Here is a 13,542-nt window from a genome sequence, read left to right on the forward strand (position 1 = left end):
TATCAGAATGACAAAGGAAAACCTTCATGAATAAAATTCAGACACAAGCCGCCGTATCAGACAATTCTTCCAGTTCTTTCTGACCGTGACTCCAATCGCAGTCTGCTATTACTGGCTTACCGTCGGAACAACGTACGATGTTCTCACCCGTTTTGGTATTGTCGAGTTGAGCTACGACTTCAGTGAGTACACGCAACAGCCACTGACCGCAATGACACGGCTGTTCGCCGCAGGCGCCAGTTTACTGCTGTGCGCTATCTTGATGTACGCACTTAGTGTGTTAATCCGCTTATTCCGCAACTACGAACATCACGAAATCTTCACTCTGGACAACGCCATTTGCTATCAAAAGTTGGGACGTTGCTTGTTTTACTGGGTGGGGGGCTCTATCATCCACGGCGCACTGATATCAGTGATTCTCTCGTTTAATAATCCACCGGGAGAACGCATGGTCACCTTATCATTTCAAGGGTTGGATTTTTTAACGCTGGTGTTAGGTGTCATCATTCTGATCATCTCTTGGGTCATGCGAGAAGGACATGATCTCGCGGATGAAAGCCGCCTGACGATTTAAGGAGTCTCATGTCTATTCGAATCAATTTGGACGTTATGATGGCGAAGCGCAAAATGCGTCTGAAAACCCTCGCACAAGCCGTCGACATTACCGAAGCGAACTTGTCCATACTCAAAAACGGTAAAGCTAAGGCCATTCGTCTGCCTACGCTGGAAAAACTGTGTGAAGTGCTTGAGTGCCAACCTGGCGATCTGCTCGAATACGTAGACGATCAGGATAACCCAACGCCTTAATTTCAAATGGTATCCACTGCCATTTAACCCGCAGCCCTGTGTTGCGGGCTTTTTTCGTCAGGAACTGGCGTTGTATTCTGCGATTCAAATCAAACGCATCAGGGCTTTCCCCCTTTGTGACAAAGGCACCTGATGCGTATGCAATCAGTCTTGTAAATAGTTGCATATCTGCGACAAGCTGAGATTTTATAAAACTGAAATTTTTCTCTACTCATACTTTAGTTTTGTTTCAATATCTTACGAGCCATTATAAAGATTGAGTAAAATTCCTGTCAGCGTTGTGCTTTCTTCCCATATCTGGATTGTCGTATCATACTTTACCTGTAAGGCCTTCAGCCTTGTCAGAATGAATAATTTTAACAAACCAACAAGAAAAATTTGCCGTGAGATTTTTAGTTTATTCTTTTCTCATTAGCCTGTTTTGCGCGCCCGCACTGGCAGCCGTCGACTTAGTGAAAGTCGACAAGTCGAAACGACGGATGTATCTGTTGAAAGACGATGAGATCATTCGAGAGTATCGTATTGCATTGGGAAAACGTCCAAGAGGACACAAAGTTCGTGAAGGCGACAGCCGGACACCGGAAGGTCGTTACCAACTTGATTTTGTGATGAACGACTCCGACTTTTATCGTTCCATTCATATCACTTACCCAAATCAGCACGACGTCGACTACTCCCATCGTTTGGGCTACCGGCCTGGTGGTAATATCAAGATCCATGGTCTTAAAAATGGTGATAAAGTGAATCCGGATTTTGTCCAGAGCTTTGACTGGACCAATGGATGCATCGCAATCACCAATGAAGAAATGGACGAGTTCTTATCACTGGTTCAAGCCGGAACACCCATTGATATTGAGTGGTGATCAGGACGCGTTACTTTGAGCCGATGCCGGGCTGTCAGCAGCCTGGCTGCGCTTGTCTCGTGTCACCCACCAGCAGATCAACGACCCAATCGTCACCATCAGCACCCCCTGCCAGAAACTGCCCGTCAATGCCACGCCTAATATCACGGACGACAGCAACGTGGAGAAGATTGGCGTGAAGTAAGACAGGGTCGCGAGTAAGACCATATTGCCACCCAAAATAGCAATATTCCACAACGCATAACCTCCCCCCATCACTATACCGGTCCACAATACATTGCCCGCCGCAGAGAGTGAGAACGTCATGCCGGTTTCATCACTGAACGCATACTGGGTCCACAAGGAGACTGCCGTCATAGCAAAAAACAGCGTGATCGCGTTTTGGCCCCCGGACAGGCGTTTCGTAACGTTGCAATAAATCGCCCAGAGAAAGGCACCAATGAATGCCAGCGAGTACGTCAGGGGGTTCGTGGCAACACTGGCCGCCAGCTTCACCACCGACAGGCCTTCATCTCCGGTGATCGTCCAGGCGACACCAATAAATGCCAGGGCCACGCTCGGATAAACCAGAATATTGGTTTTCTTATTACTGACGATCACCGCCAGTAATACCGTCAGAGCCGGCCACAGATAGTTGATCACCGCCATCTGCATTGCCTGATGACGATCATTGGCCATCCCGAGCGACAACGCCAGACACACCTCGTAAGCAGCAAATAACCCGCCGCCAATCAATACATAACGCCAGGATAAATTACGCCACTTCGGCACACCAATAACGATCAACAAAAACACCGAGGCAACGGTATAAATCCAGGCTGCGCCACCAATTGGTCCGAGCTGCTCCGCCACTTTGCGGGCAAACCCTAACATGGAGCTCCAGAGAAGCACGGCCGCAACGCCATACAGAGTAAATTTATACTGATTCAACACACTACAACTCAAACAACCGCAAGCAAACTCTCACCTTGCGTTAAGAATCGTTTTCTGTCAATCGACGAATCAGTTTTGCCGGAGTCCCCCCAACTAGGCTGTCAGGCGGCACATCACGCGTCACGACTGAATTCGCTGCAATCACGGAACGTGCACCGATCGTGACTCCCTGATTGATCACCACATTGCCACCGATCCAGACATCATCCTCCACCACAATCGGCTGACAAAAAGTTTCCCAGGTGCGACGGCGACGATAGTCCAGAGAATGGCCTGCGGTGTAAAACTGCGCATTCGGTCCGATAAGAACATGATTGCCAATGGTAATGTGCGCACCATCCAACATGGTGGCATTCATATTGATAAAGGTGTTGTGGCCAATGGAAATCGTCTGGCCAAACTCACAACAAAAAGGAGAGCGAATCACACTGCCTTCACCAAACTGCGCCAACAAGTCGTTGAGAATGGCACGGCGAGTATCCTCGTCACTGGTCTGATTGAGGTCACGACCGAGTTCGCTGGCTTTGTCCCGCACCACGTTGATACTCTCATCACCTCCGTCAAACAGCTCACCGGAAGTCATTTTTTCAAATTCAGTCATGCTCACTCTCCTACTTTGCGAGATTTAGACAGGAACCGAGAGCATACCCGCTTAACCGAACAGAAACAGAGAAAACTTTGGCAAGTTTTACATCCGTAATTAGAGCGAGTCATCAACGAGAACAAAAAAGCCGGGTAACACACCCGGCTTTTGAATCAATGTGTGGATTAACGCTAAGTGGCTCAGACAATTTCCCAGCTGTGCGTCATCTCGACACCTTGTCCGAGCATCAGACACACGGAGCAATACTTCTCTAATGAGTTGGCCGCAACCTGAGCGACCACATCGGCATCCAGCTCGTGACCCGAGACAACAAAATGAATGTTAACCTGAGTAAAAATGCGCGGCGCGGTTTCACGACGCTGTGTGGTCAGCTTTGCGGTACACGCCGTCACTTGCTGGCCCGCTTCTTTGAGTCCATCAACCACATCCACAGAGCTGCAGCCACCGGCCGCCATCAACACCATCTCCATTGGGCTTGGCGCTGTTGCGCCGCCGTTGCCATCCATCACCACAGAGTGGCCAGACTGCGATTGACCCAGAAATTTAAACTCTTCAATCCACTTAACTTCAGCTTGCATCTCTTTCTCTCATTCAACAGCAATACCATCGGACAACTGTAGCACAGGTGAGCTTATCCACACGAGGCTTTACCTCTCCTACCCCAGTAATGGCCAGATAGGAGAAAGACCATCAGGTCATCCACACGACCCGCGCAGCTAATAAAATCAATACCACACCGGAAAGCCGGTCGATCAACTGTGCTTTCGTCCGCACTCGATCCAGCAAGCGGGGGCTGGAAAGTAAGAAAGTGAGCAGCGTATACCACAATCCATCAACCACCAGTGGCGTGGCAACAATGACTGCTTTGCTACCGAAATCATTTCCCACCGCAACAAATTGACTGAACAAGGCGATAAAAAACAACGCGATTTTAGGGCTAAGTAAAGAAATCAAAAAACCTTCTTTGGCTGACTGCCATAGCGTAGTGGTTTCACCGGATTCCAGTTTGGCCGCCACACCACCTTTTGAGCGTAACGCATTCCACCCCAGATAAACCAGATACAACGCGCCCGCATAACTGATGGTTTTGAACAACAAAGGCGACTGGTGCAACACCACCGCGAGGCCAATGAGGGTGATAAACGCATATATCCCAATCCCCAATGCGTGGGCCCATGCCGTCGCAAGGCCGTTCGCCCGCCCACCGGCAAGGCTGTGCTTCGCGACCATTGCTAAACTGGGACCGGGAGACATCGCTCCCAACAGACAAACGGTAAAAAGCGATAGCCAGATAGTAAAAGTCATAGATGTGTCCTCCTGATAGCAGCATCATTGCTCAAATCAGGACATAAATAGAAATCAAAGTTTTTCATAAAGGCCATGATTTTAAATCATACCAATAGAATAAGGCGACTGACGCATCATCAGATACACTTGCTCACGCATCCAGCGGTGCGCACTGTCGTTGTCATATTTTGGGTGCCACATCAGCCAGTACTGGTGTGTCTCCGTATCAAACGGCAAGGGCCTATGTTGCAAGGGCGCATGTTTAGAAAGATTGATGGCGATATGCTCAGGCACGACCATCAGCAAGTCACTGCCCTGGAGCGTATTAATTGCAGCGGAAAAAAACGGTACTTTAAGTGCAATTCGACGTTTTACTCCCAATGCTTTCAGCACTATGTCCGTGGACGCATCTTTATCGCCGCCTCCGGTGACTTTAATGTGCGCATAACGCAACAGATCGTCCGTGGTGATCGCACTGCGAGCGCAAAGCGGATGCTGGGCACTCATAAGGCACACTGACTTATCTTCCCCCAGTTTGAGGCTGCTGACCTGTTCAGGCTGTCGAGGCAGCATGGTGGATGCCAGTTGGATCCCGGTATCGTGCAAGTGATCTAGATAAGACGGATCCCATAATCGGTAAGCAATATCCACATCTGGGGCCTGCGCTTTAATGGTGCGTGCAATATCAGGCAGGATGTACTGCGCAACGTAATCACTGGATGCGAGCACTACTTCACTCTGCCATTGCTGCGGCTCAAACGGTTTGTCATCCAGCAAGTGCTCAAACTCACCCAGCAACGCGTCCAGTTTGTACTTGAGTGCTGTGGCCCTGGGCGTTGGTAAGAGCAAATTACCGTCCCGCACCAGCAAGGGGTCTCCGCATAAATCGCGTAATTGCGCCAGTTGACGACTCACCGCCGACTGAGTGATATTCAGGCGCTGGGCCGCACGGCTGACGTGACACTCTTCCAGCAAAACGTGCAAAGAGCGCAATAAATTCAGGTTAATGTTACCCAACATATTCCACCCAGGGCTTGCGCCATTTCGGAGCCGGATAATTTTCTGGCCAGTATTCAACCTGGCGTCGGATCAGGCCTTGTTCAACGGTGTGAAAGGTGATTGCGGTGTCGGTACGCTTCCCGTCCGACACGGTGACATCCGTGACGACCTGTTGTCCATCTGCCACGATACAATTGATGACAAAAGTCCAGCGACCTTCCGCCGGATACGCAGAATTCAACTCAGCAAAATTGTCGCGCCCTGTAATTCTCTCACCACTTTGAGGCCAATGAATCTCCACATCTGCTGACAGACAGTTCGCCGCCAGATAAAAATCATTGCTCTGCATCGCTTGCCAATAGGCCTCGGCGGTCTGTTGCGCATTCATGCTTGCCCCTTGGTGGTATTGAAGAATTCCGTCAGCACAGTATGTGTCATCAGATGGCGCAGTTCCGGAATTTGTTGCAACTGGTCGCGGATTGCGTTGAGGCGGTTCATAGTGGGTACCTCAACGTAAAGCATCATGTCTGTCTCACCACTGATGGCATGGCACCATTTCACGCCATCGATCTGATAAATATCTGCCGCATACGCTTCACATTGATGCGAAGAGCCGGACGTATCAAACTTAATCGCCAGATAAGCACAAATCATCTCCGTCGGCTTGTCGGTTACAATGTTGGCGTGATAGCCGAGAATAACCTGATCGTTTTCCAGCTTGCGGATTCGCGCAGTCACCGCTGAACGGGACAAGTTGACATCCCGGGCAATTTCACTCACCGAGCTCCGGGCATTGTGTTTGAGAATGTGGATGATTTGGTGATCGAATTTGTCCATTATGACTTCCTGTAATCGCTCAACTTATCCTGTTGAGTCCAGGTAATGTGACACAAATTCTCGATGCAGAAAAGCCGACAATGTGGCGAAAATCGGCAACCAAAACGTCATATTGACAGATAACTCCGTCATTTTGGTTACTGAGTTTCCGCGGAGAAGCGGGTACTCTTGGCGAATACGGATCTTACGGAGACAACAATAACAATGAGTCAGTTGAAACAGGACATCACTTTACTGTCTGGCATCGGGCAGCTTTCCACTACTCTGATGGGCACCGGGCTGTTTATGATCCCCGCGATTGCCGCAGGGATCGCAGGTCATCTCTCACTTTGGGCCTGGCTGATTCTGTTTGTGGCTATTTGCCCAATCGCGTTGACGTTTGCACAATTGGGTAAACGCTACCCGAGTGCAGGCGGTACTGCCTATTTTGTCCGTAAAGCCTTTAACAGTAAACTTGAACGCAGCGTGGCCTGGCTATTTGTCAGCGTAATCCCCGTCGGAGTCCCCGCCGCTATCGCTCTGGCGGCCAGTTTCTTGCAACAATTGCTCCCTGAGGCTCTGAATCACGCGTTGCTGGCACAAAGCCTAACGGTCGCATTGCTGATTCTGGTCAACCTGATGGGGACGAAATCGTCTGGTCGACTGCAAACGCTGATTGCCCTGAGCATTTTTGCACTGGTCGGTGCGTTTTTATGGCAAGGCAACGTCACCACGCAAGATCTGCACATGCCAACTCTGGATGGCGAGTCCTGGTGGCCGATAGGTGCGGCATTGGGAGTGATGTTCTGGTGCTTTGTCGGTATCGAAGCGTTTGCGCACATGGGGGAAGAGTTTAAAAATCCGCAGCGCGATTTCCCTATTGCGATCGTTGTCGGTTGTTTTGTGGCCGGAGCCACCTACTGGGCATGTTCAGTCGTGATCCTCAAATTCGGTGCTTACGGCACAGCTGAGCTCGACAGTGCGTCGATTCCCTGGCTAAGTGAGCAACTGTTTGGCGATGGCTTTAAAACGCTGATCAGCGTTGTCGGGTTTTCCGCGTGCTTCGCCAGCGTCAACCTCTACACACAAAGTCTGTCGCGCATGGTCTGGGCGCAAGCACGTGAATATCGTCCACACAGCGCTATCGCACGCGTATCCATCCGTGGTGTGCCAGCCAATGCAACGCTGTTTGTTGGTGCCGTTTTGATGCTGTCGTGTGTGATGGGTGCCCTCTCAGGTCTGGATCTGGAGTTCTTCCTTAAGCTGGCCAACAGCATATTCGTTCTGATTTATCTGTTGGCCATGCTCGCCGCATGTAAACTGCTGCGCGGTATCGCCCGAGGCATGGCGATGGTTTCGCTCTTGCTTTGTACCGGCGTGTTTATTTGCCTAGGCTGGTCAATGCTCTACGCATTGAGTGTGTTTGCGGCCCTGTCACTTCCTTGGGAACGGTGGCTGAGAAAAACGCCCACGGAAGCCACCTGAACAATTACAACAACTCACTGACGACCTGGTTGCCACGAATACACGTCAGCGTTTGTGGCGACACTTTACACCAGCTTCCGTCACTTTCCAGTGGCTCAGAAGCCAGCGCTATATTTTCCTCTTCCGCTCTGATAAACACGGTCGGCGGCTCCTTATCGGTGCTGTAACGCACCACCCAGAAGCCGTCCCCATCAGACAGGCACATCGACGCTTTGAACGGCTGATCAACGCCCTTTTCCGCCATAATCGACTCAATGTCATCAATGGTTTTGCGGATTGCGGCGACCGGGTCTTCACGCAAACCATTGTTCATCGCTAATAGAAAAATCAGTTCACTGTCTGTGCTGCCTCGACGCTGCAAATACAAAGCTTCCGGCAGTTGCCGTTCAAGCGCGTACTTGACCTGTGAATACCCGCCTATCTGGCCATTATGCAGAAACATCCAGTTATCGAGAATGAACGGGTGACAATTTGAACGAGAGACGGAGGTCCCCGTAGAGGAGCGAACATGGGCCATAAATCGATGTGAACGAATATGGTGAGTCAGAGAACGTAAATTCTCATCGCCCCACGCCGGCAAGACTTCATGAAACTGGCCGGGCGTAGCCCGTTCTGTGTACCAGCCGAGACCAAACCCGTCTGCATTGACACGCGTGACCGCTTTACGAGCTTCGAGGCTCTGATGTACTAACGAATGCTCTGGTTCATACACCAGTTCATCAAGATAAATCGGGCGTCCCTGATACGCCAACCAGCGGCACATAATCGCTTTCCTGTTAGACTAAGAGAGGCATCCAATAAATCACGTTTCAAAAACCCTGGCAAGCCGCATGATCTGCGGCTCGATTTGATCCAGTGCGGTATTGCCAAACCCGAGAACCGCACCATACCAGTGGCGTAATTCTGCACAATCATGTTCATAGTAACTGAGAGGACGCAGAATGATATCGGCCTTCTTTGCCCTATGACACACAGTCCGCTCATCCGGACCGTTGCGCCACTTGAGTGTCACATGCAGACCAGCAGCCTGACTGATGACACTGACCGAAGGCAGGTAGCGGCCAATCGCTTCGCATACCCTCTGGTGCTTTTGTTTGTACAACCGGCGCATTTTGCGGATATGACGCTGCAGGTCTCCCACGGCAATAAACTCCGCCAGCGCGGCCTGAGTGTGTGCCGGGGAGTCACCACTGAGCGCATCCTTCATTGCCACACAGCTCTCCACCAAGGACGCAGGTACCACCAGATACCCTATCCGCAGCCCGTTAAACATGACTTTGCTGAACGAACCGACGTACAACACACGCTCATCGCATCCCACCTGAGCTGCGAGCCCCTGTAAGCTGGTGTACGGCCGGTGAGCGAACTGAAATTCGCTGTCATAGTCGTCCTCGATGATCCAACTTTTTCGGATGCGAGCCCATTCAATCAGGGTGAGTCGCTGCTCGGTGTTCAACGTCGTGCCCATTGGGTACTGATTGCTGGGCGTCACATACAAAGCGCGGGCATGACTTTGCAACGCGGTTTCAATCTCCAATCCACTGCGCGCACGGACCGGCAACGGCTCCAGGTTCAAACTATTCAACTCAAGCACTTTGGTCATCTGAGTATAACCGGGCTGCTCCATCAGCACGGACTCCCCCTTTGGTACCGTGGCCATCAAGGCAATAGCCAATGCCTGCTGGGCACCCGACGTAATAATGATCCTATCGGCATGACAATGTACAGAGCGGCTGCTGGCCAGATAAGCAGCCAGCGCAGAACGTAATTCCATGCTTCCCTGAATCGGTTGATTGCCCAACAGATTGACCCGGCCGACATGACGTTGCAGGCACCGGTTCCATTTCGCCAGTGGGAATTGGGCCAAATCAGGCACACCAGGCGCAAACGGGGCATTCACATCCCCTGGCGGTCGGTGCGTGTCTTGAGCACCTACCGTAGAATCACCGGGATTAAAATACTGTTCCGGCAACGTCACCGCGACAAAAAATCCGGCGCCGCGCCGGCTCTCGATATAGCCTTCCGCCACCAGCTGTTCATAGGCTGCGACCACGGTATTGCGGCTCAGCCCAAGCTCGGCAGCCATCTTACGCGTTGACGGCAAACGCCCTGCAGTCGGCCACAACTGACCGACGATTTTTAGGCGCACCGCGTGGAATAGTTTGCTCTGCAGGTTCTCCGGTCCGTCGGCCAGAACCAGATCACCAATTTCAATTGGCTGCAAATTGGACCTATAAAAAATTAAAAACTGGCACTCATAAAAGTACCAGTTTGCACTTACATTGCCAATCAGAAGCCATCAACGAGGACTGATCATGCTATCGCAAACCCAACGCACTGAAATCAAAAAATCCGTTCACAAAACTGTGCTCGACACCCAACAGCTTCACGCGATCATCGACGAGAGCCTGTTGGCACACATTGCAATTACCGAAGCGCATGGCCCCGTGGTGATCCCTATGCTAACTTGGCGAGTCGGACAACGAATCTATATCCACGGCGCACGCAACAGTCGCCTCATTCGCCAGCTCAAACAGGGCAATTCCACCTGCCTGACTTTTACGTTGTTTGACGGCTGGGTACTGGCCCGGTCAACGTTCCACCACAGCGCGCATTACCGCTCTGCAGTGGTGTTCGGCCAATTCGAAGAAATAGAGGACAACGAGGAAAAAGATCGCTTACTCAATCATTTCGTCGAACAGATTGCCCCCGGCAGAAGTGCCGAGGCCCGAACCGGAAATGAAAAAGAGCTGACGGCAACCGTGGTTCTGAGCATGCCACTGTCTGAAGCATCGGTGAAAATCAGTTGCTCTGATGTGAATGATGATGCTGCCGACATGGACTTGCCGGTTTGGGCTGGCATTGTGCCCTATCGTACGGTTGTTGGCCCATTGGTCCCGAGCCCAACCATGACCACGATACCGGAAACGCCGGATTACAGCCGGGCGTATGGTTCAAGGTGGGTCAATTATCCAGTTGATTAATCCAATAAAAAAGGAGCCTTTCAGCTCCTTTTTCAAGGTCTGTTACTCGTCCTCCGGTCGAAGCAGAGCATCGAACGTCGGATGCCCGTGCAATGATTCCAAATCCGGTTCTTCGTTGAGCAAATCTTTGATCGACGGGCTCACCTCGATGGCGTGCACTAAGTCTTCAATCGCCTGCTCTTCCGCACCTAATCGGGCAAACGCACACGAACGCTGATACAAAGCCGGGCCATTTTTACCATCCAGCTCCAGTACCCGGTTACACATACTCAACGCCCAGTAGTACTCTTTCATCTCCATGACCGCATCGGCTTTGTACGTCAAAGCTTCCAGGTCACCCGGACGGATCTTGAGGATTTCGTCATACACTTCAACTCGTTGCTCCGGCGTTGGCATGCTTTGCGCGCGTAACCACAAATTATGAATTTCGTTAATGATCTCAATTTCTTTGTTGTTTTCAGTGATGATGCGGGTCTTACGCTTCAAGTCGCGTTCCAGCGCCACGAATTTCTTTTCGTACTCCAACGCAATTTTATTCAGTCGTTTATCCGCCAAATCTTTGGTGTTGTTTTTGATCTCTTTCATCGACTGCCAGCCGATCAAAGCGATCAGCGAAGCCACTCCGGCAATAATGTAGAAGAAATAAGTAACCGTGACGTTGGCATAGTTCAGTGATTTATCGGCAACCGCCAGCTCACGGTCAGTGATCTGCACAGTGAGACGACGCTCGAGATCTTGCTGCTCCTGACGCAAAGATTTCAGCTCGTCCATAATGTAGCGCTCCATTAACGGACGATCCAACAAGTCGCTCTCTGAGTATTTTTTTTCCTCGGCTTGGGCAACAGACAAGAAACAGCTAACAAAGACGGCAAATAACAGGCTGATTGTTCTCATCGTTATTCCTTTTTGTATTTTTTCAGTTGAGTTATCACCACACTAACAAATCCAACGCCTGTGAATCCACTTTTCGAATAAAAATCCTACCAAATCAGAACAAAGTGGTGAAGCTGTGCAAAATCGACGGCACATCACTCAAGCTAGCGTTCTGCTTTGCTATAGTGGCCAAAAGAACTCATTTAGACACAAGGATGAGCCCGTTGTTTGAAGTTCGTTGGCGTTGCCTTTACACCTTATTTTTTAGTACCTGTTTGTTTGTGCTCAACGGCTGCAGCTCGGTGACGTTGCCTGACGACGCCCAAAAGAAGCTGAGCTACCACTTTGGGTATCAACAAGACTCACGTCTCGACCACTATTTTAAGCCCACCGAACATGGCCATGACCTCACCCGAGAGTCCGGTTTTCTGCCCTTGAATAAAGGCCACGACGCACTTCTGACCCGGTTGGCGTTGATCGAAACCGCACAGAAAAGCCTCGATCTCCAGTACTACATCTATCGTAACGATGAGACCAGCCAACTCCTCACGTGGCGTTTATACAAAGCCGCAGAGCGTGGCGTGCGGGTGAGGCTGCTGCTGGATGACATGCAGGCACGCAGCGACAAAGCCATGGCCTACCTCAATGCGCATCCGAACATCGAAATCCGCCTGTTTAATCCACATAAAAACCGTCACTCTCGTGGACTGAGTTTCCTGGGTGATTTCGACCGGCTGAATCAGCGTATGCATAATAAGTCTCTGACAGCCGACAACGTCGCCTCCATCGTCGGTGGGCGCAATATTGGCAATGAGTATTTCTCTTACCTGTCGGATGTTGAGTTTGGTGATTTTGATGTGCTGCTGCATGGCAACACGGTCGAGCAGATTGCGGATCAATTCGACCTGTACTGGAACAGTGACTACGCCATTCCGATGGAGTGGATATATCCAGACGCCAGACCATACACGCCCGCAGAAGTGCAACAATGGCTCGACAAGACAAAAATTGCCGACAAGTTCTCTCACGGCATCTACGACTTTACCCGACTGCCACTATACCATCAGCTACGTCAGGGCCATCTTCCTCTGCACTGGGGACCAGCGCAGCTGCTGTACGACGTTCCGAGCAAACTCGAAGGACAAGACAGCCAACTGGTATTACAGCTTAAATCTTTGCTGGCCGATGTGGAGCATTCTTTGATCTTGATTTCGCCTTATTTTGTCCCGACCGAGTCCGGCACCCAACAATTGATCAGGGCCGTGCAGTCTGGCAAAAACATCATCATCGTCACCAACTCACTGGCTTCTAACGATGTGTTTGCCGTGCATGGCTGGTATGCCAAATATCGTGAACAATTGGTAAAAGGCGGTGTTCAGCTTTGGGAAACCAAATCCACCAGCAAACAAAATAACCGCTGGAGTATGACCGGCAGCAGTCGGTCCAGCTTGCATGCGAAGGTGATGTTGATGGATAACCAAAAACTGTTCGTTGGTTCTATGAATTGGGATCCACGCTCAGCCCTGCTGAACACGGAAATGGCCGTGGTACTCACACAACCAGAGTATGTCTCGCAACAATCGGAGCAGTTTATTCAGTCGTTACCCGAGGTCGCCTATCAGGTGTTATGGCAGGACGGCGATATCGTCTGGCGTGACGCTGCAACCGAAACGTTGTACACCAGCGAACCGGACGCCAGTCTCTGGCGACGCATCGGCGCCTGGTTTTCCGGAATTTTACCGATAGAAGATCAGCTTTAGCGGCTAAAAAAATGGCTCTGCAAGTGCAGAGCCAACATATCAGTAAGATATAGAGAGTTTCCAATTACAAAGCAGGATTAAGCTTTGTCGGTTTGCTCAGTGTAAGGGGCATGAGACGCAGAAGTATAAGC

At 50.7% G+C, this 13,542-nt stretch carries 16 protein-coding genes; 6 read left to right on the forward strand and 10 right to left on the reverse strand.

The window, feature by feature from the left end; all coding sequences use genetic code 11:
• Positions 1–55 precede the first annotated feature (55 nt).
• The 3 genes from CAG65_RS01125 (at position 56) to CAG65_RS01135 (ending at position 1,670) form a co-directional block, all read left to right on the forward strand.
• The gene (locus tag CAG65_RS01125; protein ID WP_161451603.1) at positions 56–574 is read left to right on the forward strand and encodes a DUF2975 domain-containing protein; all 519 of its coding nucleotides are present in this window, start codon (positions 56–58) and stop codon (positions 572–574) included.
• Positions 575–582: 8 nt separating this feature from the next.
• Entirely contained in the window at positions 583–807 is a 225-nt protein-coding gene (locus CAG65_RS01130; protein WP_021704861.1) for a helix-turn-helix domain-containing protein, read from the forward strand.
• Positions 808–1,190: 383 nt separating this feature from the next.
• Complete coding sequence (locus CAG65_RS01135; RefSeq protein ID WP_021704862.1) at positions 1,191–1,670, forward strand: L,D-transpeptidase family protein; 480 nt, start codon at positions 1,191–1,193, stop codon at positions 1,668–1,670.
• On the opposite strand, the gene yddG is transcribed toward CAG65_RS01135, so the two are convergent.
• The 7 genes from yddG to CAG65_RS01170 all read right to left on the reverse strand — a co-directional run bounded on the left by yddG (position 1,671) and on the right by CAG65_RS01170 (position 6,330).
• The gene (yddG, locus tag CAG65_RS01140; protein ID WP_161451605.1) at positions 1,671–2,600 is read right to left on the reverse strand and encodes an aromatic amino acid DMT transporter YddG; all 930 of its coding nucleotides are present in this window, start codon (positions 2,598–2,600) and stop codon (positions 1,671–1,673) included.
• A gap of 43 nt (positions 2,601–2,643) precedes the next feature.
• Positions 2,644–3,204: a sugar O-acetyltransferase gene (locus CAG65_RS01145; RefSeq protein ID WP_021704864.1), complete on the reverse strand. Its 561-nt coding sequence runs from the start codon at positions 3,202–3,204 to the stop codon at positions 2,644–2,646.
• Between the two features lie 182 nt (positions 3,205–3,386).
• Complete coding sequence (locus CAG65_RS01150; RefSeq protein ID WP_021704865.1) at positions 3,387–3,785, reverse strand: OsmC family protein; 399 nt, start codon at positions 3,783–3,785, stop codon at positions 3,387–3,389.
• Positions 3,786–3,897: 112 nt separating this feature from the next.
• Positions 3,898–4,512: a LysE family translocator gene (locus tag CAG65_RS01155; RefSeq protein WP_161451585.1), complete on the reverse strand. Its 615-nt coding sequence runs from the start codon at positions 4,510–4,512 to the stop codon at positions 3,898–3,900.
• Positions 4,513–4,593: 81 nt separating this feature from the next.
• Positions 4,594–5,514 (reverse strand): LysR family transcriptional regulator, encoded by a 921-nt coding sequence (locus tag CAG65_RS01160; protein ID WP_161451587.1) that lies wholly within the window; start codon positions 5,512–5,514, stop codon positions 4,594–4,596.
• A complete protein-coding gene (locus CAG65_RS01165; RefSeq protein ID WP_161451589.1) occupies positions 5,504–5,881 on the reverse strand; it encodes a nuclear transport factor 2 family protein in 378 nt (125 codons plus the stop codon). The genes CAG65_RS01160 and CAG65_RS01165 overlap by 11 nt, the downstream gene beginning before the upstream one ends.
• Positions 5,878–6,330 carry an Lrp/AsnC family transcriptional regulator gene (locus tag CAG65_RS01170; protein WP_161451591.1) on the reverse strand — a complete coding sequence of 151 codons (453 nt, stop codon included), beginning with the start codon at positions 6,328–6,330 and terminating at the stop codon, positions 5,878–5,880. Before CAG65_RS01170 ends, CAG65_RS01165 begins: the two co-directional genes overlap by 4 nt.
• A gap of 204 nt (positions 6,331–6,534) precedes the next feature.
• On the opposite strand from CAG65_RS01170, the gene yjeH reads away from it, so the two are divergent.
• Positions 6,535–7,794, forward strand: coding sequence for an L-methionine/branched-chain amino acid transporter (gene yjeH / locus CAG65_RS01175; RefSeq protein ID WP_161451593.1), 1,260 nt, complete (start codon positions 6,535–6,537; stop codon positions 7,792–7,794).
• A 4-nt stretch (positions 7,795–7,798) separates the two neighbouring features.
• Here the strand turns inward: yjeH and CAG65_RS01180 are convergent, their stop codons facing one another.
• Together CAG65_RS01180 and pdxR are read right to left on the reverse strand one after the other, a co-directional pair.
• Positions 7,799–8,557, reverse strand: a complete 759-nt coding sequence (locus tag CAG65_RS01180; protein WP_161451595.1) for a class II glutamine amidotransferase — start codon at positions 8,555–8,557, stop codon at positions 7,799–7,801.
• A 39-nt stretch (positions 8,558–8,596) separates the two neighbouring features.
• On the reverse strand, positions 8,597–10,018 hold the full coding sequence (gene pdxR, locus CAG65_RS01185; RefSeq protein ID WP_161451597.1) for a MocR-like pyridoxine biosynthesis transcription factor PdxR: 1,422 nt from the start codon (positions 10,016–10,018) through the stop codon (positions 8,597–8,599).
• 91 nt (positions 10,019–10,109) lie between these two features.
• On the opposite strand from pdxR, the gene CAG65_RS01190 reads away from it, so the two are divergent.
• Positions 10,110–10,778: a pyridoxamine 5'-phosphate oxidase family protein gene (locus CAG65_RS01190; protein ID WP_161451599.1), complete on the forward strand. Its 669-nt coding sequence runs from the start codon at positions 10,110–10,112 to the stop codon at positions 10,776–10,778.
• A gap of 42 nt (positions 10,779–10,820) precedes the next feature.
• Here CAG65_RS01190 and CAG65_RS01195 read toward each other — a convergent pair whose 3' ends face one another.
• Positions 10,821–11,672: a tetratricopeptide repeat protein gene (locus tag CAG65_RS01195; protein WP_021704874.1), complete on the reverse strand. Its 852-nt coding sequence runs from the start codon at positions 11,670–11,672 to the stop codon at positions 10,821–10,823.
• Between the two features lie 194 nt (positions 11,673–11,866).
• On the opposite strand from CAG65_RS01195, the gene CAG65_RS01200 reads away from it, so the two are divergent.
• Entirely contained in the window at positions 11,867–13,411 is a 1,545-nt protein-coding gene (locus CAG65_RS01200) for a phospholipase D family protein (RefSeq protein WP_161451601.1), read from the forward strand.
• Positions 13,412–13,542 lie beyond the last annotated feature (131 nt).

Source organism: Vibrio sp. V39_P1S14PM300, from assembly GCF_009904765.1.
GTDB lineage: Bacteria > Pseudomonadota > Gammaproteobacteria > Enterobacterales > Vibrionaceae > Vibrio > Vibrio proteolyticus.